Raw genomic sequence first — 21,532 nt, 5'->3', positions numbered from 1 at the left:
CACCGGCCCGGCTCTCGGCAAGAGAGCCGGCGCCGCCATCGATCACGAGATTTGAAAGGGTACTACCATGGCGCAGAATGCAGAGCACGTGCTCGATCATTTCGAGCTGTTCCGCGGTCCGGAATACCAGCAGATGCTGGCCAACAAGAAGAAGCTGTTCGAGAATCCCCGCGATCCCCAAGAGGTCGAGCGCATCCGTGAATGGGCCAAGACGCCCGAATATCGCGAAAAGAACTTTGCGCGCGAGGCGCTGACCGTGAATCCGGCCAAGGCCTGCCAGCCGCTCGGCGCCGTCTTCGTCGCGGTTGGGTTCGAGGGCACGATCCCCTTCGTCCACGGCTCGCAGGGGTGCGTCGCGTACTATCGCAGCCATCTGTCGCGGCACTTCAAGGAGCCGAGTTCCTGCGTATCCTCGTCCATGACCGAAGACGCTGCGGTGTTCGGCGGCCTGAACAACATGATCGACGGGCTTGCCAACACCTACAACATGTACAAGCCCAAGATGATCGCGGTCTCCACCACCTGCATGGCGGAAGTGATCGGTGACGACCTCAACGCCTTCATCAAGACGGCGAAGGAGAAGGGCTCGGTGCCCGCTGAATACGACGTGCCGTTCGCTCACACGCCCGCTTTCGTCGGCAGCCACGTCACCGGCTACGACAACGCCATGAAGGGCATCCTGGAGCATTTCTGGGACGGCAAGGCCGGCACGGCGCCGAAGCTCGAGCGCAAGGCCAATGACAAGGTGAACTTCATCGGCGGCTTTGACGGCTACACTGTCGGCAATATCCGAGAGATCAAGCGCATCTTCGGACTGATGGGCATCGATTGCACCATTCTCGGCGACAATTCAGAGGTGTTCGACACCCCGACCGACGGCGAGTTCCGCATGTATGACGGCGGCACCACGCTGGAGGACGCTGCCAACGCGGTCCACGCCAAGGCGACGATATCCATGCAGCAATGGTGCACGGAAAAGACGCTGCCGTTCATCGCAGCCCACGGCCAGGAAGTGGTGGCTTTCAACCATCCGGTCGGCGTCTCCGCGACTGACGAAGTGCTGATGGCGCTGTCGCGCATCACGGGCAAGGAAATCCCGGAGGAGCTGGCACGCGAACGCGGCCGTCTGGTCGATGCGATGGCCGATTCCGGTGCGCACATCCATGGCAAGAAGTTCGCGATCTATGGCGATCCCGATCTCTGCTATGGCCTCGCAGCATTCCTGCTCGAACTCGGCGCGGAGCCGACCCATGTGCTGGCGACCAACGGCAACAAGCACTGGGAAGAGAAGATGCAGGCGCTGTTTGCCAGCTCGCCGTTCGGGGCGAACTGCCATGCCTATCCGGGCAAGGATCTCTGGCACATGCGCTCGCTGCTGTTCACCGAGCCGGTCGACTTCCTGATCGGCAACACCTACGGCAAATATCTCGAGCGCGACACCGGAACGCCTTTGATCCGGATCGGCTTCCCGATCTTCGATCGCCACCACCATCACCGCTATCCGGTCTGGGGCTATCAGGGCGGGATGAACGTCTTGGTGAAGATCCTCGACAAGATCTTCGACGAGATCGACAAGAACACCAACGTTCCGGCCAAGACCGACTACAGCTTCGACATCATCCGTTGATGAGCACAAGGACCATCGCCGGCCTGGCAACCGCCTGGCCGGCGATGGAGGCGGCGCGGCTTTGGGCCGATCTACGGCAACACCTCGGTTGAGAGGAGAAACAGATGAGTTCGCTTTCCGCCACGATCCAGGACGTCTTCAACGAGCCGGGCTGCGGCAAGAACGCGAACAAGACCGAGGCCGAGCGCAAGAAGGGCTGCACCAAGCAGCTGCAGCCGGGCGGGGCGGCCGGCGGCTGCGCCTTCGACGGCGCCAAGATCGCGCTGCAGCCCTTCACCGACGTCGCCCACCTCGTGCACGGCCCGATCGCCTGCGAGGGCAATTCCTGGGACAACCGCGGTGCGGCGTCCTCCGGCTCCAGCATCTGGCGCACCGGCTTTACCACCGACATGAACGAAACCGACATCGTGTTCGGCGGCGAGAAGCGGCTCTACAAGGCGATCAAGGAGATCATCGAGAAATACGATCCGCCGGCGATCTTCGTCTATCAGACCTGCGTTCCCGCCATGATCGGCGACGACATCAACGCGGTCTGCAAGGCAGCGTCGCAAAAACTCGGCAAGCCCGTGATACCCGTCAATTCACCCGGCTTTGTCGGCCCGAAGAACCTCGGCAACAAGCTCGCGGGCGAAGCGCTGCTCGATCATGTCATCGGCACCGTCGAGCCGGACTATACCACGCCCTACGACATCAACCTGATCGGCGAATACAACCTGTCCGGCGAGTTGTGGCAGGTGAAACCGCTGTTCGACGAGCTCGGCATCCGCATCTTGTCCTGCATCTCGGGCGACGGCAAATACCGCGAGGTCGCCTCGTCGCACCGGGCGCGGGCTGCGATGATGGTGTGCTCGAAGGCGATGATCAATGTCGCGCGCAAGATGGAGGAGCGCTACGGCATTCCGTTCTTCGAGGGTTCGTTCTATGGCATCCAGGATTCCAGCGACTCGTTGCGCGAGATCGCACGGCTCCTGATCGAACGGGGCGCGCCCGCCGAGTTGATGGAGCGGACGGAGGCCGTCATCGCCCGTGAAGAGGCGCGCGCCTGGGCTGCGATCGAGCCGTACAAGCCGCGCTTCAACGGCAAGAAGGTGTTGCTGATCACCGGCGGCGTCAAATCCTGGTCAGTGGTGGCCGCGTTGCAGGAAGCCGGGCTAGAACTGGTCGGCACCAGCGTCAAGAAGTCCACCAGGGAGGACAAGGAACGCATCAAGGAGCTGATGGGGCAGGACGCCCATATGATCGACGACATGACGCCGCGCGAAATGTACAAGATGCTGAAGGACGCCAAAGCGGACATCATGCTGTCCGGCGGCAAGTCGCAGTTCGTCGCGCTGAAAGCGGCGATGCCTTGGCTCGACATCAATCAGGAGCGCTGCCACGCCTATATGGGCTATGTCGGCATGGTGAAGTTGGTCGAGGAGATCGACAAGGCGCTGTTCAATCCGATGTGGCAGCAGCTGCGGACGCCGGCGCCGTGGGACAATGACGGCGACAGCTGGCAGGCCAAGGCAATGGCGCAAATGGACGCGCAGGCCGCAGAGATTGCTGCCGATCCCGTTCTGGCCGAAACGAACCGCCGCGCCAAGAGGATCTGCTTCTGCAAACAGGTCGACCTTGGCACCATTGAAGATGCGATTCGGAGGCATGGGCTGGCCAGCGTCGATGCCGTCAAGCAGCACACCAACGCCTCCGGCGGCTGCGGCGCCTGCAAGGGACGGGTCGAGGACATCCTGGCTGCGATGCCGATCCCAGAGCCGACCACCATGCTGCAAGCTGCGGAATAGCCGCCATGGCCATCGTCACCACGCCAAAGAAAGCCTGTGCGGTCAATCCGCTGAAGATGAGCCAGCCGATCGGCGGTGCCTTCGCCTTCATGGGACTGCGCGGCGCCATGCCGCTCCTGCACGGCTCGCAGGGTTGCACATCCTTTGGCCTCACGCTGTTCGTGCGGCATTTCAAGGAGGCCGTGCCGCTGCAGACCACCGCCATGAGCGAGGTCGCGACCGTGCTCGGCGGCTATGAGAATGTCGAGCAGGCCATTCTCAACATTTATAACCGCACCAAGCCGGAGATCATCGGCATCTGCTCGACCGGCGTCACCGAAACCAAGGGCGACGACGTCGACGGCTTCATCCGGTTGATCCGCGAAAAGCATCCGCAGCTCGCAAGAGTCCCACTGGTCTATGTCTCGACGCCGGATTTCAAGGATGCGTTCCAGGACGGCTGGGAAAAGACCGTGGTGCGAATGGTCGAAGGGCTGGTGGAGACGCCGGCCGCGGACGTCGTGCGCGATCCGGCGCGGGTGAATGTGCTCCCCGGATGTCATCTCACGCCTGGGGACCTCGATGAGATCAGGACTATCGTGGAGGATTTCGGCCTGAAGCCGTCGTTCCTTCCTGATCTCGCGGGCTCGCTGGACGGCCATATCCCCGATGAATTCACGCCGACCACGATCGGCGGCATCGGCGTCGACGAGATCGCAACCATGGGTCAGGCCTCATGGACCATCGCGATCGGTGCGCAGATGCAGCGGGCGGCGGAGACGATGCAGGCCAGGACCGGCGTCCCGTTCCGCCTCTTCGAGCGGCTGTGCGGCTTGCTGCCCAATGACCAGTTCATGTCGTTCCTCAGCGAGATCAGCGGCCGGCCCGTGCCACTTAAATACCGGCGCCAGCGCGGTCAGCTCGCCGACGCCATGCTGGACGCGCATTTCCACATCGGCGGCCGCAGGCTTGCGATCGGCGCGGAGCCCGATCTGCTGTTCGATTTATCCAGCATGCTGCATGAGATGGGCGCACAGGTGGCGGCTGCCGTGACGACGACGCAATCGCCGGTGCTGGAGCGGATCAAGATCGATGAGGTGCTGATCAGCGATCTCGAGGATCTCGAGGAGCGCGCCAAGGCGAGGGATTGCGACCTTCTGATCACGCATTCACATGGCCGGCAGGCGGCGGCGCGGCTGAACATTCCGTTCTACCGGGCGGGCTTTCCGATGTTCGATCGGCTCGGGGCAGGGCACCTTCTGTCGGTCGGCTATCGCGGCACCCGAAACCTGATCTTCGATATCGCCAATCTCGTCATTGCCGATCGCGAGCAAAACCATCAGCCGACGCTGGATAGCTGGCGGACCACCGACGCCGGCCTGCAGGTCAGACCGCCGCAGTTGCACTGACGCGGGACAGCACAGAGAGGTCGCTTCCGATGAAGGTCGCATTCGCCACCCAGGACTTGAAACGTGTCGATGCCCATTTCGGCTGGGCCAAGAACATCGCCATCTACGACATCAATCCCGACGGGCACAAATTCGTCGAGGCGATCCAGTTCGACGGCGATCTCAGGGAAGACGGCAACGAGGACAAGCTCGCGCCCAAGATCGAGGCGATCAAGGACTGCGCCATCCTCTATGTTGCCGCGATCGGCGGCTCGGGTGCCGCACGGGTGGTCGCCAACAATATCCATCCCATGAAGGTCAACCAACCCGAGGACATCCTGAGCCTGGTCGAGAAGCTCGAAGGCGTCCTGAAGGGGACGCCGCCGCCCTGGCTGCGCAAGGCCCTGGCCAAGGGCCAGGAGCGCAGCCTCGATTTCGATGAGTGAGGACCAGATGGCCGAAGCCGCAGACCTAGTTCAACCCGATAGCGCGCTCGACGCGCCCTTTGTCCGGGAGCTCGTCAAGATCTGGCGCGCCCAGGACAGCCACGGCGCCTGGGAGAGCAAGAGCGATTTCGATCTGCTCGAGCCTTACATCCTGGACAAGGAGAAGCGCCGGGCCTTGCCGATCGTAGGCGATCCCGACCCTGATACGATCTGGCGGCTGGAGCTGTTCTTCAACGCGGTCGCGCTCTCGATCGAGAAGGCGACGGGGGTGATGATCCAGCCGATGCTGAAGATGCATCACGAAGGCTTTGGCCGCATGGTGCTGATCGGCGGGCGGTTGATCGTCGTTAACAAGCAGCTGCGCGATGTCCATCGCTTCGGCTTCGACAATCTCGCCAAGCTCGCCGCCGAGGGCGACAAATACGTCAACGGCGGCGTCGAGATGATCCAGAAATTCCCCGACGTGGCGAACTATTGAGGCTGACATGAGCGATCTCGAAACCCTGAAAACGGAAATCAAGAAGCTGTCGGCCAAGGCGACCCAGGCCAAGATGGATTTGCACGACCTGTCCGAAGAGTTGCCGATCAATTGGACCACGATCATGAGCGTGGCCCAGAAAGCGCATGACGCCTTTGCCGAGCTCGAGCGCAAGCGCGAGGACTTGAAGACGCTGGAAAAGGCCTGAGCAGCAGGACGGAACATGTCGACTGCAACGCGCGATGGGCGCAACTGGACACCCGATTACCTGGTCTCGATCGATCCGAAGAAGTGCATCGGCTGCGGCCGCTGCTTCAAGGTGTGCGGCCGCGATGTCATGACGCTGAAGGGCATCAACGACGAGGGCGATCTGATCGACCTCGATGACGACGAGGACGAAGAGGTCGAGAAGAAGGTCATGGTGATGAATGACGAAGGCGCCTGCATCGGCTGCGGCGCCTGCGCCCGGGTCTGCCCGACCAACTGCCAGACTCACGCGCCGGCGGCTGCGGAAGCGGCTTGACGGATTGTGGGAGGCGGGTGGCGAAATTGTAGGGCGGGCAAAGGCGCTGAAGCGCCGTGCCCACCATCTATCTCGATGACGCCGACCAATGGTGGCCACGCTGCGCTCTGCCCACCCTACGGTCCTTCTTAGGAATCTTAAGAATTTATTCAATCCCCTGTTCGCGGGCCTTCCTCATCGCAGCGATACGAAATCGCTCGTTGATAGCAACTGGATTGGCGAGGATCTCCGACTCAGCCCTGCTGAACGCACTATTGACGATATCGGCTTCCGCTTGCGTCAGCGGGACCCGGCCGGCGATGTGCGTGGCGTCTGGCACCGCAGCCCAGATTGCGCGCCGGTTTGGATGCGCCTTCACCTCGATGAGCTCGAAAGCCTCCAGCTTGCCGTCGAGGCAGATGGCGAGCCCGACCACTTCGAGGCGCCGCCCGTCTGCCGTGGTCTTGACCAATGTCGTCATGGCAGTCAAGGAATCATCGGCATGGCAAAGCCCGGCCGCGGATGGCTGTCGTAATACTCGGGGCGCTCCGGCCAGCCGCCCTCGGCGTCGAATCGGAACGAAACGATCTTCACCGGGGCGCCCTGCGAGCAGGATACTTCGGCAAACTTGACCTCGCGATTACCGGGGCCTGCCGAAAAGTCCGCAACCGTGGTGCCGTCGGCCCGGCGGGCGCGTGCAAACCCGGGTGTGCCGACGCTGACCCCGGCAACGGAGTTGGCGGCGAACACCGGCGTCTCCTTGCCCTCCGCCGCAGGACCGAATGCCGGCGTGGCAAAGGTGAACGTCGCCAGGACTTCGCTGCGATCGACCGCATGGTCGGCGCTGATTGGACGCGCGACCGAATAGACGGTCAACGTGCCACCATCGAGCAACGCCTTGATGTCATCAAGCGAACAGCCGGCGAATTCGGCCGCAACGTTCATGCGTATCTCCATTCCTGAATGTGCCGCTAGGAAGACATCAAATTCCGTGCCAAAACGAGCAGCGCGTTTTCAACGCTTCCGACAGGCTTTACGCGCGAATTTCGCAGCTTGGCGCATGCCTTGTCCGTGAGCCGGTGCGGTCGCGACGCCCTCCACGTCGGATTTCGTACAAGAGGCCGCTTCCTGCGGTTTGCGCGATTCTTGCAGGGCTTGAGGAGGTAGCGACAGAAGGCCTTTGTCATGACTGAGGAAAGCACCGCGCCGGATACCGCCTACGCCATCTGCGGCTTCAATGACATTCCGAGCCGCCGCGCAGTCGGCTTTCACTTGGTGATCCAGGATGAGGACGGCACGCATCGGCCCTGGCCAATCATCGTGGTCCGCTGGGGCAAGCAAGTGTTCGGCTATCTCAACCGATGCCCACACAACGACGTCAATCTCGACTGGGAGCGGAACCAATTCCTGGATCCGAACGGACTGCGGCTGATGTGCGGCAAGCACGGCTCGAGCTTCGAGATCGGCACCGGCCGCTGCGTCGACGGCCCGTGCAAGGGCAGCGGCCTCACGCCGGTTGCGCTTGCCGTGCTCGACGGCGACATCTGCGTGACCGGCGTGACATTGGTCGAGGATGACCAGAACTCGCCGGAAGAAGGCTGAAGCCGGGCCGGGCGCTCAGACCGGCCGGTTCTCGTTGCGGTTCTTCACGGGCTCCATCTTGGCGAGCCCCTCCTCATAGCTGATCTCGGCATAATCGGCATCCACGCCCTTCGCGGCGTCCAGTAGATAGTCGAGCTTGCCGGCGGTATCGAGCTTCTTGATGTCGTTCTTGTCGACACTGACCAGGTCGAGCATCTCCTTCCACACGGTGGATTCGTCGCAAGGCAGCACATGGAAGGTGATGTTGCCGAGCTTGGTGCGGTATTTCGCGAGCAGGTCGATATTGTTGCAGAACATGAAGTAGCTGCCGTCAGGGCTCAATGCACCATCGAGCACGGTTGCGACATCGGCGAGATAGGCAAAGGAATGCAGGTAACCGGCCAGCACGGGGATCGTGTTTTCGCCCTCCTGCGCGACCGTCAGCACCTGCTCGATCGAATAGTCCGGCGGCCGCTTTTCATCGGCGACCTGGGTCTGGAATTTCAGCGCAATATCGCCGCGAAAGCCGAACCGCCCAGGTTTCGTCGTCTCGCTCTTGAGCACGGCGTTGAGGAGGCGCCCCTCTTTGTCCAGCCGGCCAAGCGCGGTGTTCTCGATTGTAGTCATTCGTCGTCCTCGATTGTGACAATCACCGGACGTGTTTGCCGGCCAGGCCAGTGATGCAAATTTTCTGCCGCCGCACCGGCGCAGCCGAACACGCTGCCATCCGTGCATTTTTTTTGAGAGCAGCCCGATCAGACGCCGGCGTCCGCGAGGCGCTTGTCGGAAACCCGACAAGCGTCCGAAAGCCAACAGGGGTGGTTTGGAAAGGCCAACATTATCAAATGCCTATTGGCTGGCATGCGATTTGCCAATTCCTCTCGCAACGGACGAAGGACATGAAGGGTGAGCCATGATCAACCTGACGGACAGCGCGGTGAATGCAGTCAAGAGCGCGATTTCAACATCGGCGCAGCCGGCGAGCGGGCTGCGCATCATGGTCGAAGCGGGCGGCTGCGCCGGGTTCAAATACATGATGGGCCTCGCCGATGAAGCCAAGCCCGACGACACCGTGATCGAGCGCGACGGCGTCAAGGTGTTCGTCGACAACAAGAGCCACGAGCACTTGGCCGGTACCACCATCGACTTCGTGGTCGCGCTGGAGGGATCAGGCTTCACCTTCGACAATCCCAATGCCCGCTCGAGCTGCTCCTGCGGCAAGTCCTTCAGCTGATCAAGAGAGATACAAGCGCATGCTGGTTGAAACCGGAGATTTGAAACAACTGCCGGCCGTCGAACAAGATCGCGAGCAGGTCATTCGCGCCGTGATCGACGAGGTCAGGCCCAACCTGCAGCGCGACGGCGGCGACTGCCAGCTGGTCGAGATCGATGGCAACAAGATCATGGTCAAGCTGACCGGCGCCTGCGTGTTCTGCAAGCTGGCAGGCGCTACGGTCGAAGGCATTCAGGCGCGGCTGATCGAAAGGCTCGGCGAGTTCGTCCGCCTGATTCCGGTTGCCGGCCCGGCCAAGCCGCGGCCGAGCTGAACGAGGCGCGGAGTGATCTATCTCGACAACAATGCGACGACGCGCACGGATCCTGCCGTGGTCGACGCGATGTTGCCGTTTTTCTCCGAGCAGTTCGGCAATGCCTCCTCATCCCACGCCTTCGGCAGCGAGGTCGCGGGCGCAATCCGTCAGGCGCGACGCAGCCTGCAGGCGCTATTGGGGGCAGCGTTCGATCATGAGATCGTCTTTACCTCCGGCGGCACCGAATCCAACAACACTGCCATCCTGTCAGCGCTCGCGACCCAGGACGGCCGGAACGAGATCGTGACCACCGCGGTCGAACATCCGGCTGTCTTGGCGCTGGTCGAGCAGCTCGCAAGCAGCGAAATCAAGACGCACCTGATCCCGGTTGACTCACTCGGCCGGCTCGACATCGAGGCGTTTCGCCACGCACTCGGGCCGCGCACGGCGATCGCCTCCGTGATGTGGGCGAACAACGAGACCGGAACGCTTTTTCCAATCGCATTCCTCGCCAAAATGGCGCGCGCCGCCGGCGCGCTGTTTCATACCGATGCCGTCCAGGCCGTGGGCAAGGTGCCGATCGACCTGAAGGACAGCGAGATCGACATGCTGTCGCTGTCCGGACACAAGCTGCATGGTCCCAAGGGTATCGGCGCGCTTTACCTGCGCAAGGGGACCAGGTTCAAGCCACTGATCTCCGGCGGGCCACAGGAGCGCAGGCGCCGCGGCGGCACGGAGAATGTGCCTGCCATCGTGGGCCTAGGGAAAGCCGCCGAGCTCGCGGCGGCTGCTCTTCAGGTCGAGCGGGGTCGGGTCAGCGCCTTGCGCGATCGCCTGGAGCAGGGCGTGTTGCGACTCGGCCAATGCGTCGCGCTGGGCGACATCCGCAATCGCCTGCCCAACACCGCCAATATCGCGTTCGCTCATCTCGAAGGTGAAGCTATCGTCCATCGCCTCAACCGCGCCGGCATTGCCGCCTCGCTGGGCTCGGCCTGCAGCTCGGGCTCGATGGAGCCTTCGCATGTGCTGCGCGCCATGAACGTGTCGGCGGAGTGCCTGCGGGGCGCCGTGCGGTTCTCATTGTCGCGCGAGACCACGCCAGAGGAAATCCACCGGACCGTGCGCGAGCTGTCAGACATTGTCCCCGGCCTGCGAACGATGTCGCAGGAGAAGGCGGCGCCACTTTCTCATTCGTCCCGATCCACGGAGTTGATCTCATGAAAGTTATGATCCGGCGCTCTCCGGAGGCGGGCCTGTCGATCTATGTGCCGAAGAAGGATCTCGAGGAGCCGATCGTGGAATCCGAGCATGAGACCCTGTGGGGCGGCTGGATCAAGATCGCCAATGGCTGGGTGCTCGACCTGCCGCAGATGGCAAGCGACACGCGTCTGCCGATCACGATCAATGCCAGGAAGCGCGGCGAGGAGGATGACGAGCGATGAACGCCATTCCCAAGATCGATTTTGTGAGCGCAGCGGATGCCGAGGCGACGCTCGCCGCCGTCGCCGCACGGCTGCGAGAGGGCCACGTCGTGCCCTACCTCGGACCCGGTCTCGCCGAGCTGTCGAAGCCGGATGTCCCGATGACGCCGGAGGCGCTGGCCGCGTTCTTCGGCACCAAGGTCGCGCTGCCGCGACGCACCAGGGGCAATGCTTGGGCGTCGGCCCAGCACATCGAGAGCAACAAGCACCGCTCGACCGTGACGGCACTGATGGCGCAAGCCTTCGGCTCGCCGGTCGCGGCGACCGCGCTGCACCGGCATCTCGCCGAGATGCGGCTGCCGATGATCATCGACACCTGGTATGACGGCGCCATGCGTTCGGCGCTGGAAGGCCGCGACAATTGGGGCGAAGTCCAGGGCATCACCCGCGCCGGGATTGGCGAGGACCGCTGGTATCGCTTCTACGACGGGCAAGGAAAAGAAGTCGATCGTGCCGCAGCAAAGGACTGGACGACGCTCCTTTACAAGCCGCACGGCAGCGTCGTGCCTACGAAGAACTTCCTGATCTCCGACGCCGACTATGTCGAAGTCCTGACCGAGATCGACATCCAGACCCCGATTCCCGACATCGTCAAGGAGAGACGAACAGGCCGAAACTTCCTCTTCATCGGCTGCCGTTTCAACGACCAGCTGCTGCGGACCTACGCGCGGCAGATCAGCAAGCGGTCGGCGGATGCGCATTATGCGCTGGTCGAGCCCGACGCGCTTTCCAAGAATGAGCTGCGCTTCCTGGTCGAGCAGGGCTTGACGCCGCTGGCGGTTGCGCTGCCGCGTGCAGTGGAAATCCTGCTCGCAAGCTGAGACGTTGTCCTCGCATCTTGACAGACGCGCAGCGTTCGCGCCACGCGTTACATTCGCATGTCAATAGGCAGCACGGAAGAAGCACATCACGACTGATGTCGGGGTCGCGACGCCTGTCATATTTCGAACATTTCCAAACACCGCAACGCCGGCGCCTTGAATTGAAGTCGTATCAAGGAGTGCAGCTAACTCCTTGAGCTTAGCCGCAAATGTCGACGGCGCCGATCATGGCATATGAGTTGCTAATCGTTCTCCATGACGCGGTCTCGCATGGAGAACTGAACATGGACAGCCTGGCGCAGCACGAAATCACCTCGGGGAATGCCGTCGACGTCGGCGAGATCATGCAGGCGATTGCCGAGCACAAGGGTTGCGGCACCTCGGGCGGCAGCGGCAAGGCGAGCTGCGGGTCGGCGGCGGGGCAGGGCGACCTGCCGACCGAAATCTGGGAGAAGGTCAAGAACCATCCCTGCTACAGCGAAGAGGCGCATCATCATTACGCCCGCATGCATGTCGCGGTCGCACCCGCCTGCAACATCCAGTGCAACTACTGCAATCGCAAATATGACTGCGCCAACGAATCCCGGCCGGGCGTCGTCAGCGAGAAGCTCACGCCGGAGCAGGCGGCAAAGAAGGTGCTGGCGGTCGCCTCGACCATTCCGCAGATGACCGTGCTCGGCATCGCCGGCCCCGGCGATCCCCTGGCGAACCCGGAAAAAACCTTCAAGACCTTCGAGCTGGTGGCGCAGACCGCACCCGACATTAAGCTGTGCCTGTCGACCAATGGCCTGGCATTGCCTGATCATGTCGACACCATCGCCCGCTTCAACGTCGACCATGTCACCATCACCATCAACATGGTCGACCCCGAGATCGGCGCCAAGATCTATCCGTGGATCTTCTACAAGCACAAGCGCTACACCGGGGTGGAGGCCGCGAAGATCCTGACAGATCGCCAGCTGCAGGGGCTTGAGATGCTGACCGAGCGCGGCATTCTCTGCAAGATCAACTCGGTGATGATCCCCGGCGTCAATGACCAGCACCTCGTCGAGGTCAACAGAGCCGTCAAGTCCCGGGGTGCCTTCCTGCACAACATCATGCCGCTGATCTCCGCGCCCGAGCACGGCACCGTGTTCGGGCTCAACGGCCAGCGTGGCCCGACCGCGCAGGAGCTGAAGGCGTTGCAGGATTCCTGCGAAGGCGAGATGAACATGATGCGGCATTGCCGGCAGTGCCGTGCTGATGCCGTCGGCTTGCTCGGCGAGGACCGCAGCGCGGAGTTCACCACCGAGAAGATCATGGAAATGGAGGTCAAATACGACCTCGAGACGCGCCAGGCCTATCAGGCCAAGGTCGAGGAGGAACGCGTCGCCAAGGTCGCCGCCAAGCAGGAGGAGCTTGCCGATCTTGCCGGCGAGAGCAGCGACATCAAGCTGCTGGTTGCCGTGGCGACCAAAGGCTCGGGCCTCATCAACGAGCATTTCGGACACGCAAAGGAATTCCAGGTCTACGAACTCTCGACGTCCGGTGCCAAATTCGTCGGCCACCGCCGCGTCGATCTCTATTGCCAGGGCGGCTATGGCGAGGAAGACAGTCTTGCGACCATCATCCGCGCCATCAACGACTGTCACGCCGTGTTCGTGGCCAAAATCGGCGGTTGCCCGAAGAGCGATCTTGTTCAGGCCGGCATCGAGCCGGTCGACCAGTACGCCCACGAGTTCATCGAGAAATCGGCGATCGCCTGGTTCAAATCCTATCTCGACAAGGTCAACAGCGGGGAGATCCAGCACGTCGAGCGTGGCGACGCGGCGATCCGTCAGGGCGCGCTGATTTCAGCCGCCTAAGAATTCATGGAGACGATCAATGCCGTTCAAGATCATAGCCTCGCAGTGCACCAGCTGCTCCGCCTGCGAGCCCGAATGCCCGAATGTCGCGATCTTCGAGAAGGGCGGGACATTCGTGATCGATCCCAAGAAATGCACCGAATGCATCGGCTATTTCGACGAGCCGCAGTGTGTGGCCGTGTGCCCCGTCGACAACACTTGCGTCGTGGATGCGTCGCTGCCGCGCTATCAGCCGCGGGCCTAAAGGGAGAGATCAATGAATTTCACACTGACCCCGGCTGCGGAAAAATTCATCCGCTTCATGCTTCGCGCGGACGGCGCGGCGGGCTCGGGCTTCCGACTCGCCGTCACTCCGGGCGGATGTTCTGGCCTGTCGGCCGATATCGCTGTCGCCGCCACGCCAGCTCCTGGCGAAGCGATCGTCGAGCGCAACGGGCTCAAGCTGTTCCTGAACGCGGAAAGCCGGCTTCTGCTCGATGGCGTCACCATCGATTTCGCTGACAGCGCCGCCCACACCGGCCTGGTGTTCAATGACCCGAAGCAGGTGTGCTGCTCGAGCCAGCCAGGCAGAAGCACGCATTAGACCGGAACACGCCGATGACTCCTGATGTGCAGGACAATCCGCTGTCGGCCGCAGAGGGGGCGCTGATCGCGCATTCGCTGCTCGGTGAGAGCCTGCCGCCGGAAGCCGAGGACCATCTCTGGCAGGCCGGGCTGTCCTACCATCTGGATGAGATTGCGGAGAGGCATCTGCACGAAGCCGAGGTGCTGGCGCCCGGGCATGCCGCGGTGCTGATCGGGCTCTATCGCTTCTATTTCTACAAGGGGCGGCTCAAGGAGGCGCTCGAGATCGCGGAACGCTGCATCGCGAAGGCGGCGCAAGAGAATGGGCTTGCGAGTGATTGGCGTCTGGTCGCGGCGAGTGACGCGCCTTTCGGCCATTACGAGAACATCCTGCCGCGTTTCTTTCTGTTCTCGCTCAAAGGCTACGCCTACCTGCAGATGCGGCTCGACCGCCTGGAAGAGGGACGGCAGGCCGCGGCCAAGCTCTTGGAGCTGGACCCCTCCGACAAGATCGGCGCCAAGGTCCTGCTCGACGTGCTCTCGCGGATGGGGCAGGACGATGAGTGACGACATCGACGAGGCCCGGGACTGGAGAGGTAACGAGGTCGATTGCGTCGCCTGCGCGCATGTCGAGCTCAGAAACGCAGGCGGTTGCCGGTTGATGCATGCCTGTGTCAACGACCGCTATGCCCGCCGCATCGACCGCTTCTTCAACTGGCATCCGGAGCTGGCGGACGGCTATGTCGCTCATCCGCATTTCGAGGTGCGCGCGATCGCCGCCAAGCACGCCAATCTGTTTGTGTTGCCGCCGCTGCTCGATGACCCAGAGGAAACCGTCCGCTGGAATGCGGCACGCCGCCTGCCCAAGCGCTTCGTGTTGCGGCTGCGCAACGATCCGCATCGGGAGGTGCGAATACGCGTAGCGACCCTGCTCGAGGGCGAGGAGCTGCTGCCGATGGTGGCGGATCAGGACTACTACGTTCGCCTGGTGGTTGCCCGTCGCATTGCGCCGGCGCTGCTCGGCCGCCTGATGACGGACGAGGAGGTGGAGGTGCGCCGCGTTGTTGCGCGCCGCATTCCCTATGACTGGCTGCTCGGCATGGCCACGGACGCCGATGCGACGGTTCGTATCGAGGTCGCGAAACGGCTGTCCCCGAATTCGCTCGCCGTGCTCCGCCGCGACCCGGATTGGCGCGTCCGCTACGAGGTTGCGAGCCGGATCGCAGCCGGCGAACTGGCCGGCCTCACCGAGGACCAGGACAGCATGGTCCAGGAAGTGGCCCGCGCCCGCGTGGCCGTCAGGCCCGAGCGGCCGAGAGGGAGTGGCGCATGAGCAATATCGTTCGCGACAGCGACGTGGTCGAACTGAGCGGCCCGCCATTCTTCAGCTTTGGCGAGAAGGTCCGCGCCAAGCGCACCATCCGCAACGACGGCACCTATGCCGGCAAGGAGATCGGCGACATCCTGGCCAAGAAGGGCGAGGTCGGCTACGTCGTCTCCATCGGCACCTTCCTGCAGCAGTTCTACATCTATGGCATCGAGTTTCTCGAAAGCGGCAACCGGGTCGGAATGAAGCGCAAGGAGCTCGATCCGGTCAATGCGCGCGACGAGCTCGAGGACCTGCCGTTGCCCGAGGAGGCCGCACCATGATCGAGCCGAGGCTGCCGAAGTACCAATGGGGCCAGCGCGTGAAGGCCGCGATCGACCTGCGCAACGACGGCTCGTTCCCCGATGCGCCGACCGATGGACTCCTGGTCGGGGTCGGCGGCATCGGCGAAATCGTCCAGGTCGGAACGCATACCGAAGCCAACCTGCCGGTCTATCTCGTCGAATTCGGCGAGCGGCTGGTGGTCGGTTGTTTTGAAGAAGAGATCACGCCGCTCTAGGGAAGCGATGCAGGATGAATGCCGCGGTGCTGAAGAGACCGGTCGGGATGCCCGCCCATCCCAACGAGCTCGACCTCAAGCGCATCGAACGGGCGCTTGCTGCGCGCAAGCGCTATCGGTACGTCTCGCCCGACGTCAGGGCGGTCACCGGCGGCTATCTGATCCAGAGCCCATGCTGCTCGCGCAATATCGACGCGGACGGCGGCGTGATCGATATCGCGCTGCTGCACCACGACGCCATGGGCGGCACCTGGAAGCTGTTTTGCAAGGATCACAAGCGCGGAACCTGGGAGTTTCATAGCGTCCATCAGCGGCTGAATTCGGCCACCGACGAGCTGAACGCCGATCTCGAGCGGGTGTTCTGGCAATGAGGCGCTTCTGATGGTTTCGAGACACGGACAACGACAGGATCTGTCATGGCACTCGGCGCAGACGAACTGACGGAAATCGAACGCATAGTCGCAGCAGCCGAGGCTGGTGCGAGCCCGCTGGCCGGGCTGCGCCAGCGCTTTCCGCATTTGGCATGGACGCGCTGCGACGCCTCCGACGTGAGTGAGGTGCCGTTCAAGAGCCTGCCGCGGTTCGATCTGCACCTGATCGATGGCTCCGATCATTGCGTCCAGATCACATCTGATCTGGAGCGGGCGACCGGGGTCGTGCTGGCGGCGCGGAGCACAAAGCCATGACCGGCCTTGCGCTCGCGGCGGCTGATCCGGACGATGGCGACGCCGTAGCGTCGTTTATTCCGCTGTCCGATCCTGATATCACGCTGGCGGAGATCGGCGCAGTCGAAGCGGTGCTGCGGTCGCCGCGGCTGTCGACTGGGTCATTGGCCGAGTCGTTCGAGGCGGCATTCGCCGGCTATATCGGCCGCAAATACGCGATCGCAGTTCCGAGCGGCACGATCGGACTTCTGCTCGCACTGAGGGCGGTCGGCATAGGTGCCGGAGATGAAGTCATCGCCTCGTCGTACGCGTTCCGCGAGACGGTCCATGCGATCAGCCTCGCTGGCGCACGGCCGGTCTTCGCCGACATCGATTATTGGTCCGGCGCGCTGGCTCCCAGCAAGGTCGAGGCGCGCATCACCACGAACACGCGCGCGATCGTCGCCGGCAACCCCAACGGCCATCCGGCGCCCTGGTCGGAGCTGCGTGAGATCGCGCAAGCGCATCAGCTGCCGCTGCTGGAAGATTCCACCGAGGCGATCGGCTCGCGATACAAGGGCGTGCTGGTCGGCAGTTTCGGCGATGTGGCCGTGTTCGACTTCGCCCAGCCTGCGGCACTGACCTGCGGCGAGGGCGGCATGGTGGTGACCGACGATATCGACATTGCGGTGGCGTTACGCCGCCACCGGTCGCACCGGCTGGATGAGCGGGCCTCCGTCGTGGTCAGCAGCGCGGCCGCCTTCCAGGCGTCCATGAGCGATCTTTCGGCCGCGCTTGGCCTGGCGCAGCTTCGGCGGCTCGACGAGATCCTGGAGCGGCGGCGGCTGACCGAGCAACTCTACAACGCACATGTTCAGTCCTTCGAGGGCATCAAGCCGCCTTATGTCGCCCCCGATGTGACCGAGGTGAACTGGTTTCTCTATCTCGTCCATCTCGGGACCCGCTTCGCGCGCTCCAGCCGCGATGCGATCGTGGATGATTTGCGTGTCGAGCAGGTCGAGGCCGCCGCCTACTGCAATCCCCTGCATCTGCAGCGGCATTATTTCGACCTCGGCTATCGGCATGGCGATTTTCTGGTGACGGAGAAGATCGCCGACCGGGCCGTGGCGCTGCCGTTCCACACCCATCTGACTGACGACCAGATCGCCTTCATCGTGGAGACGATGAAGGACGCATCCATCAATGTCGGTGCGGGTGCTGCGATCTATTGAGGACAACCGAAGCTGACACCAAAGGAGGGTTGAATGTCGACACTAACAGTTCTGCCGGCAGGCAAGACGATCGAGGTAGGCGAGGGCACGACGATCTTGGCTGCCTTGCTCGGGGCAGAGATCGGCATCCTGCATAAATGCGAGGGCCAGGCCAAATGTGGCTCCTGCCACATCTTCGTGCAGGAAGGCCGCAAGGGGCTTTCCAAGATCGCGCGCGAGGAGAACGAGAAGCTCGACAGCATTGTCGGCGTCAGCTCGAAATCGCGGCTCGCCTGCCAGGCCAAGGTGCTCGGAACCGAGAACATCACAATCGAGCTCCTGGGCTTCGGCTCAGGTCTCTGACGCGAACGGGGAAGGACATGGAGACAGAAAAAGACAGGGTGATCATTCACGCCCGCTTCGCGCCGAACGGTGCGGTGGTCGAGATCAGCGAGCGGCCGGCCGCACTGACGCCGCAGGACTGGTTCAATTTCCTGAGCGAAAAAGCTGGCGACGTCTATCAGACGCTCGCCGGCGGCCGCGGCGTATTTCGGCTGAGCAGGGCCAGGGTCGACGCCTTGAAGCAGGAAACGGCCACGGCGGCGTAAGCGAGAGCAAGGCCGGAGGGCCACCACATGGCACAGGATGGCATTGAGGTGTTTGCGATTTGCGCAACCGACGCCATCGAACGCGGAGGCGCCAGGGGCTTCAGCCTGTCGCGCATCGACGAGGCCGGCGAGACCCGGCCTTTTCCCCTCGTCGTGCTCAGGACCTTTGCCAACGACTACCTCGGCTATGTCAACCGCTGCCCGCATGACGGCGTTTGGCTCAATATCGGCGCGGGCGAGTTCTTCTCGCCCGACCGGGCCTTCCTAAAATGTGGACGCCACGGCGCGATCTTCGAGATCGAGAGTGGTGCCTGCCTTGATGGTCCCTGCAAAGGCAAGGGTCTCGAGCCGGTCGCACTCGCCGTGATCGACGGCGATGTCTGCCTGTGCGGGGTGCGGCTTCTGGAGGACAGCGGCATGCCGGATCCGTTCGCGGATGCCGAGGAGACCATGGACATCATGATTCATCCGGACTAACAGGCATGACCGTCGCCCAGCTGCTCGAAGCGCTGCGAAGTTTGCCGGAGAATGCCGTCGTGCTGATGGAAAATGGCGCGGGCTTGTCGCGCGTGGCTGGGTTGGAATATGTGAGAGAGCAAGGACCGGGCGCGCCGGCGGAAGTTGTCCTTTCGCCCAGCATGGATGAATGAGAGACGCGATGACGGATGCAGCAGTGACGGAACACGCGACCATTTCGATGTTCGAGCGGATCGGGGGCATGGTCACGATCGACCGGCTGGTCGAGAGCTTCTATCAGCGGATGGACACCCTGTCGGAAGCCAGGATCATCCGCGATATGCATCCGGCCGACCTGTCGTCGACCCGGCAGCTGCTCAAGCGCTATCTGACGGAATGGACGGGTGGACCCAAGCTCTATTCGCCCGAGAAGGGCCACCCGCGGCTGCGCCAGCGGCATCTTGGCTTTTCGATCGGCAATGCCGAGCGGGACGCCTGGCTGACCTGCATGCGCGGCGCGCTCGACGAAACCATTGAGGACGCCGCTGCGCGGGCCGAGCTCGATCTTGCGCTATCCAAACTCGCGGACTGGATGCGCAACCAGGCGGGCAATCCGCACGACCTGCGGGCCGCAGCGCATCCTTGAAGGCAAGCGCGTGACGGGAAGTCAATCCAGGAGCGGCAAGCCGAAGAAGTCTTCGTCCGTACCGCCCCAGGCCCGGTGCAAGGCAAGTCCCTTGTGCCATTTGACGGACTCGGTCTCGTTTGCCTGACGATGAGTAACCTTGCCGTCCGGCTTGTCGGCCAGCAGATACGTCTTGCCATTGCGCAGGAAGCGGTGGAGATCCTTGTTGTCGGTCGGGCGTACCACGCACCGCGGCACGTCGTCGATCAGGATGGTGGTTGGAAGCATCGCTGGAATCCTTGCCTCGGCTATTGACCTCCCGCATCGGCGGTCCCATGTCGTCGCTGCCACTCTTTTTCTTCTTGGCCTTGCGATCGGTTTTCGCCTGGGCATAGGCGCCGGCGTTCTTCAAGAGGATGGGAGGCTGGCCCTCGACATATTGTGAAATCCAGAACAGGGTGCGGTCGAGCGCCTTGTCCGCGGCTTCTTCCTGAAAGCCGTCGCGCGCGTCGCAATCAAATCCATGCGCGGCACCGGGATAGGTGAAGGCGCTGACGTCGGGCCGGTAGCTGCGAAACTGCGCGATCTGCTCGAGCGGGATCAGGACGTCGTTCTCGCCGAAATGTAACAGCGTCGGCACCTTGCGCTTCTCATGATAGGCGTTGACGGTAGCCGAGCCACCATAGGCGACGACACAGGCAACGCCGTTGACGCGGTTGGCTGAGGCGTAAGCGAGATCGCCGCCCCAGGAATAGCCGACGATGGCGATCTTGCCCTTGTCCTTGATCGCCTCGACCACGGTTTGGATATCGACCAGGGCCTGCTCGATCGCGACCTGCCGGCTCACGTCGGTACCCTCTGCAAGACCAGTCTCGTCGTAGCCGAAGCTTGCACCCGGCTTCACCCGATCGAACAGCGAAGGCGCGATTGCGACATAGCCCTTGGCGGCAAAGCTGTCCGCGACCTTGCGCAGGTGCGGGTTGATCCCGGCCTCGTCCTGCAGGATGACGACAGCCCCCTTTGGCGCGTCAGTAGGATCGGCGCGGTAGGCGGAAAAGCTGTGTCCGTCGCTTGCCGTGAGTTCGATCATGTAAAACCTCCATTCGAGAGACATGGGTGGATGAGCGCCCGCTACAACAGGCCAAGTTCGAGCTGGACTTCTTCCGACATGCGTGACTTGTCCCAGGGCGGATCAAACACCAGCCGCACCTCTGCTTCGGTGACGCCGTCGACATCGCCGACCGCTTTCTGCACCCAGCTCACCATCTCGCCGGCGACCGGGCAGCCAGGTGCAGTCAAGGTCATATCGATCTCGACCAGGCCCGCCGTCTTCGGCTCGATACGGTAGATCAGGCCGAGATCGTAGATGTTCACGGGGATCTCCGGATCATGCACCGTGCGCAGCGCGGCGATGATGTCGCCAATCAGCACCTCCTGCAGCGCCGGCGACAGCACTTCTTGAGTTGGCGCAAGCAGATTGAGCGGATCGTCCGCTTCTGTCATGGAAGATCTCCGAATCGGCGCTTGATCCAAGGAGATGCAACGGCAATGCCATGGTGCAGACGCACGCGATCAGGCCGATCTCAAAGCATTTCGGCGCCAAACGCCGTCCCGGCCCGATGCCTCGCGCGACGTTCGTCATGTCCGCAACAGAGCAAGGCACCGCTGTCGCAAAGCTGACAATGAATGGCAGTTGCAGCACCCCGGACTGGGAGAAAAGCACGAAAGGTGGTGCCGGCTGATGGTGCAAAAATGGTTTGCCGCTTGCATAGAACGTCAAAACGATGGAGCAGGCGACATGGCAATGGCGGGACCTGATATCGAGGCAATGATCAGAGAGGCCTTTCCGGATGCGGACGTGGTCGTCACGGATCTGGCCGGCGATGGCGATCATTTCGGTGCTCGCGTGGTCTCACAGGCATTCGCAGGAAAGAGCCGGATCCAGCAGCATCAGATGGTCTATGCCGCACTCAAGGGCCGGATGGGCGGTGAGCTTCACGCGCTTGCGCTTGAAACCGCGGTGCCCGCGTGATGACTGACAGCAATCAGTTGATTCGAATGCAAACAAGGGCAGGGGT

The 21,532-nt window shown here is 62.7% G+C and carries 34 protein-coding genes and 1 pseudogene; 29 read left to right on the top strand and 6 right to left on the bottom strand.

The annotated features are described in order from the left end of the window. Positions 1-67 precede the first annotated feature (67 nt). From nifK to fdxB, 7 genes are all read left to right on the top strand, one after another. Positions 68-1,627 (top strand): nitrogenase molybdenum-iron protein subunit beta, encoded by a 1,560-nt coding sequence (nifK, locus tag VFB05_RS12920; protein ID WP_325012904.1) that lies wholly within the window; start codon positions 68-70, stop codon positions 1,625-1,627. 104 nt (positions 1,628-1,731) lie between these two features. Then, positions 1,732-3,411, top strand: a complete 1,680-nt coding sequence (gene nifE, locus VFB05_RS12915) for a nitrogenase iron-molybdenum cofactor biosynthesis protein NifE (RefSeq protein ID WP_325012902.1) — start codon at positions 1,732-1,734, stop codon at positions 3,409-3,411. A gap of 5 nt (positions 3,412-3,416) precedes the next feature. Next, complete coding sequence (gene nifN / locus VFB05_RS12910; RefSeq protein WP_325012900.1) at positions 3,417-4,799, top strand: nitrogenase iron-molybdenum cofactor biosynthesis protein NifN; 1,383 nt, start codon at positions 3,417-3,419, stop codon at positions 4,797-4,799. A 29-nt stretch (positions 4,800-4,828) separates the two neighbouring features. Further along, complete coding sequence (nifX, locus tag VFB05_RS12905) at positions 4,829-5,224, top strand: nitrogen fixation protein NifX (RefSeq protein ID WP_325012898.1); 396 nt, start codon at positions 4,829-4,831, stop codon at positions 5,222-5,224. A gap of 7 nt (positions 5,225-5,231) precedes the next feature. Continuing rightward, positions 5,232-5,702 (top strand): NifX-associated nitrogen fixation protein, encoded by a 471-nt coding sequence (locus tag VFB05_RS12900; RefSeq protein WP_325012896.1) that lies wholly within the window; start codon positions 5,232-5,234, stop codon positions 5,700-5,702. Positions 5,703-5,709: 7 nt separating this feature from the next. Beyond that, entirely contained in the window at positions 5,710-5,910 is a 201-nt protein-coding gene (locus VFB05_RS12895) for a CCE_0567 family metalloprotein (RefSeq protein ID WP_325012894.1), read from the top strand. A gap of 15 nt (positions 5,911-5,925) precedes the next feature. Continuing rightward, entirely contained in the window at positions 5,926-6,225 is a 300-nt protein-coding gene (fdxB, locus tag VFB05_RS12890; protein ID WP_325012890.1) for a ferredoxin III, nif-specific, read from the top strand. A gap of 145 nt (positions 6,226-6,370) precedes the next feature. On the opposite strand, the gene VFB05_RS12885 is transcribed toward fdxB, so the two are convergent. Together VFB05_RS12885 and VFB05_RS12880 are read right to left on the bottom strand one after the other, a co-directional pair. Then, the gene (locus VFB05_RS12885) at positions 6,371-6,685 is read right to left on the bottom strand and encodes a hypothetical protein (RefSeq protein ID WP_325012888.1); all 315 of its coding nucleotides are present in this window, start codon (positions 6,683-6,685) and stop codon (positions 6,371-6,373) included. 5 nt (positions 6,686-6,690) lie between these two features. Beyond that, complete coding sequence (locus VFB05_RS12880; protein ID WP_325012886.1) at positions 6,691-7,149, bottom strand: hypothetical protein; 459 nt, start codon at positions 7,147-7,149, stop codon at positions 6,691-6,693. A gap of 240 nt (positions 7,150-7,389) precedes the next feature. On the opposite strand from VFB05_RS12880, the gene VFB05_RS12875 reads away from it, so the two are divergent. After that, positions 7,390-7,806 carry a Rieske (2Fe-2S) protein gene (locus tag VFB05_RS12875; protein WP_325012884.1) on the top strand — a complete coding sequence of 139 codons (417 nt, stop codon included), beginning with the start codon at positions 7,390-7,392 and terminating at the stop codon, positions 7,804-7,806. A gap of 15 nt (positions 7,807-7,821) precedes the next feature. Here VFB05_RS12875 and VFB05_RS12870 read toward each other — a convergent pair whose 3' ends face one another. Beyond that, the gene (locus VFB05_RS12870; protein ID WP_325012882.1) at positions 7,822-8,412 is read right to left on the bottom strand and encodes a hypothetical protein; all 591 of its coding nucleotides are present in this window, start codon (positions 8,410-8,412) and stop codon (positions 7,822-7,824) included. Between the two features lie 286 nt (positions 8,413-8,698). On the opposite strand from VFB05_RS12870, the gene VFB05_RS12865 reads away from it, so the two are divergent. The 20 genes from VFB05_RS12865 to VFB05_RS12770 all read left to right on the top strand — a co-directional run bounded on the left by VFB05_RS12865 (position 8,699) and on the right by VFB05_RS12770 (position 19,475). Further along, a complete protein-coding gene (locus tag VFB05_RS12865; protein ID WP_325012880.1) occupies positions 8,699-9,019 on the top strand; it encodes an iron-sulfur cluster assembly accessory protein in 321 nt (106 codons plus the stop codon). 19 nt (positions 9,020-9,038) lie between these two features. After that, the gene (locus VFB05_RS12860) at positions 9,039-9,332 is read left to right on the top strand and encodes a NifU family protein (RefSeq protein ID WP_325012878.1); all 294 of its coding nucleotides are present in this window, start codon (positions 9,039-9,041) and stop codon (positions 9,330-9,332) included. Between the two features lie 69 nt (positions 9,333-9,401). Next, entirely contained in the window at positions 9,402-10,535 is a 1,134-nt protein-coding gene (locus VFB05_RS12855; RefSeq protein WP_414643193.1) for an aminotransferase class V-fold PLP-dependent enzyme, read from the top strand. Further along, positions 10,532-10,756, top strand: a complete 225-nt coding sequence (nifT, locus tag VFB05_RS12850) for a putative nitrogen fixation protein NifT (RefSeq protein ID WP_325012874.1) — start codon at positions 10,532-10,534, stop codon at positions 10,754-10,756. The genes VFB05_RS12855 and nifT overlap by 4 nt, the downstream gene beginning before the upstream one ends. Continuing rightward, positions 10,753-11,616 carry an SIR2 family protein gene (locus tag VFB05_RS12845; RefSeq protein ID WP_325012872.1) on the top strand — a complete coding sequence of 288 codons (864 nt, stop codon included), beginning with the start codon at positions 10,753-10,755 and terminating at the stop codon, positions 11,614-11,616. Before nifT ends, VFB05_RS12845 begins: the two co-directional genes overlap by 4 nt. Positions 11,617-11,900: 284 nt before the next feature. After that, complete coding sequence (nifB, locus tag VFB05_RS12840) at positions 11,901-13,460, top strand: nitrogenase cofactor biosynthesis protein NifB (protein ID WP_325012870.1); 1,560 nt, start codon at positions 11,901-11,903, stop codon at positions 13,458-13,460. A 19-nt stretch (positions 13,461-13,479) separates the two neighbouring features. Beyond that, the gene (locus VFB05_RS12835; RefSeq protein WP_325012868.1) at positions 13,480-13,704 is read left to right on the top strand and encodes a 4Fe-4S binding protein; all 225 of its coding nucleotides are present in this window, start codon (positions 13,480-13,482) and stop codon (positions 13,702-13,704) included. 12 nt (positions 13,705-13,716) lie between these two features. After that, positions 13,717-14,043, top strand: a complete 327-nt coding sequence (locus tag VFB05_RS12830) for a HesB/IscA family protein (RefSeq protein ID WP_325012866.1) — start codon at positions 13,717-13,719, stop codon at positions 14,041-14,043. Between the two features lie 14 nt (positions 14,044-14,057). After that, positions 14,058-14,591, top strand: a complete 534-nt coding sequence (locus VFB05_RS12825) for a hypothetical protein (RefSeq protein ID WP_325012864.1) — start codon at positions 14,058-14,060, stop codon at positions 14,589-14,591. Beyond that, positions 14,584-15,357: a 4Fe4S-binding leucine-rich repeat protein gene (locus VFB05_RS12820; protein WP_325012861.1), complete on the top strand. Its 774-nt coding sequence runs from the start codon at positions 14,584-14,586 to the stop codon at positions 15,355-15,357. Before VFB05_RS12825 ends, VFB05_RS12820 begins: the two co-directional genes overlap by 8 nt. Further along, positions 15,354-15,674 (top strand): nitrogen fixation protein NifZ, encoded by a 321-nt coding sequence (locus VFB05_RS12815; RefSeq protein ID WP_325012859.1) that lies wholly within the window; start codon positions 15,354-15,356, stop codon positions 15,672-15,674. Before VFB05_RS12820 ends, VFB05_RS12815 begins: the two co-directional genes overlap by 4 nt. Then, on the top strand, positions 15,671-15,910 hold the full coding sequence (locus VFB05_RS12810) for a nitrogen fixation protein NifZ (protein ID WP_325012857.1): 240 nt from the start codon (positions 15,671-15,673) through the stop codon (positions 15,908-15,910). The genes VFB05_RS12815 and VFB05_RS12810 overlap by 4 nt, the downstream gene beginning before the upstream one ends. 14 nt (positions 15,911-15,924) lie before the next feature. Then, positions 15,925-16,281, top strand: a complete 357-nt coding sequence (locus VFB05_RS12805) for a hypothetical protein (RefSeq protein ID WP_325012854.1) — start codon at positions 15,925-15,927, stop codon at positions 16,279-16,281. Positions 16,282-16,326: 45 nt separating this feature from the next. Next, a complete protein-coding gene (locus tag VFB05_RS12800) occupies positions 16,327-16,596 on the top strand; it encodes a DUF6129 family protein (RefSeq protein WP_325012852.1) in 270 nt (89 codons plus the stop codon). Further along, positions 16,593-17,786 carry a DegT/DnrJ/EryC1/StrS family aminotransferase gene (locus VFB05_RS12795; protein ID WP_325012850.1) on the top strand — a complete coding sequence of 398 codons (1,194 nt, stop codon included), beginning with the start codon at positions 16,593-16,595 and terminating at the stop codon, positions 17,784-17,786. The genes VFB05_RS12800 and VFB05_RS12795 overlap by 4 nt, the downstream gene beginning before the upstream one ends. Before the next feature lie 33 nt (positions 17,787-17,819). Continuing rightward, on the top strand, positions 17,820-18,128 hold the full coding sequence (locus VFB05_RS12790) for a 2Fe-2S iron-sulfur cluster-binding protein (protein WP_325012848.1): 309 nt from the start codon (positions 17,820-17,822) through the stop codon (positions 18,126-18,128). A gap of 17 nt (positions 18,129-18,145) precedes the next feature. After that, positions 18,146-18,373: a hypothetical protein gene (locus tag VFB05_RS12785; RefSeq protein WP_325012846.1), complete on the top strand. Its 228-nt coding sequence runs from the start codon at positions 18,146-18,148 to the stop codon at positions 18,371-18,373. A 27-nt stretch (positions 18,374-18,400) separates the two neighbouring features. After that, positions 18,401-18,850, top strand: coding sequence for a Rieske (2Fe-2S) protein (locus VFB05_RS12780; RefSeq protein WP_325012844.1), 450 nt, complete (start codon positions 18,401-18,403; stop codon positions 18,848-18,850). Positions 18,851-18,855: 5 nt separating this feature from the next. Then, positions 18,856-19,023 (top strand): hypothetical protein, encoded by a 168-nt coding sequence (locus tag VFB05_RS12775; RefSeq protein WP_325012842.1) that lies wholly within the window; start codon positions 18,856-18,858, stop codon positions 19,021-19,023. 8 nt (positions 19,024-19,031) lie between these two features. Next, complete coding sequence (locus VFB05_RS12770) at positions 19,032-19,475, top strand: group II truncated hemoglobin (RefSeq protein ID WP_325012841.1); 444 nt, start codon at positions 19,032-19,034, stop codon at positions 19,473-19,475. Between the two features lie 21 nt (positions 19,476-19,496). Here the strand turns inward: VFB05_RS12770 and VFB05_RS12765 are convergent, their stop codons facing one another. From VFB05_RS12765 to VFB05_RS12755, 3 genes and pseudogenes are all read right to left on the bottom strand, one after another. Beyond that, the gene (locus VFB05_RS12765) at positions 19,497-19,742 is read right to left on the bottom strand and encodes a hypothetical protein (protein WP_325012839.1); all 246 of its coding nucleotides are present in this window, start codon (positions 19,740-19,742) and stop codon (positions 19,497-19,499) included. Between the two features lie 160 nt (positions 19,743-19,902). Continuing rightward, positions 19,903-20,544, bottom strand: a pseudogene (locus tag VFB05_RS12760) (dienelactone hydrolase family protein); the annotation flags it as partial. A 41-nt stretch (positions 20,545-20,585) separates the two neighbouring features. Beyond that, the gene (locus VFB05_RS12755; protein WP_325012837.1) at positions 20,586-20,957 is read right to left on the bottom strand and encodes a DUF59 domain-containing protein; all 372 of its coding nucleotides are present in this window, start codon (positions 20,955-20,957) and stop codon (positions 20,586-20,588) included. A gap of 295 nt (positions 20,958-21,252) precedes the next feature. On the opposite strand from VFB05_RS12755, the gene VFB05_RS12750 reads away from it, so the two are divergent. Beyond that, positions 21,253-21,486 (top strand): BolA family transcriptional regulator, encoded by a 234-nt coding sequence (locus VFB05_RS12750; protein ID WP_325012835.1) that lies wholly within the window; start codon positions 21,253-21,255, stop codon positions 21,484-21,486. Positions 21,487-21,532 lie beyond the last annotated feature (46 nt).

The organism is Bradyrhizobium sp. (assembly GCF_035652035.1).
In the GTDB taxonomy this organism is placed as follows: Bacteria; Pseudomonadota; Alphaproteobacteria; order Rhizobiales; family Xanthobacteraceae; genus Bradyrhizobium.
Note: the sequence above shows the minus strand (reverse complement) of the source record. Positions and strands in the feature narration are given on the sequence as shown.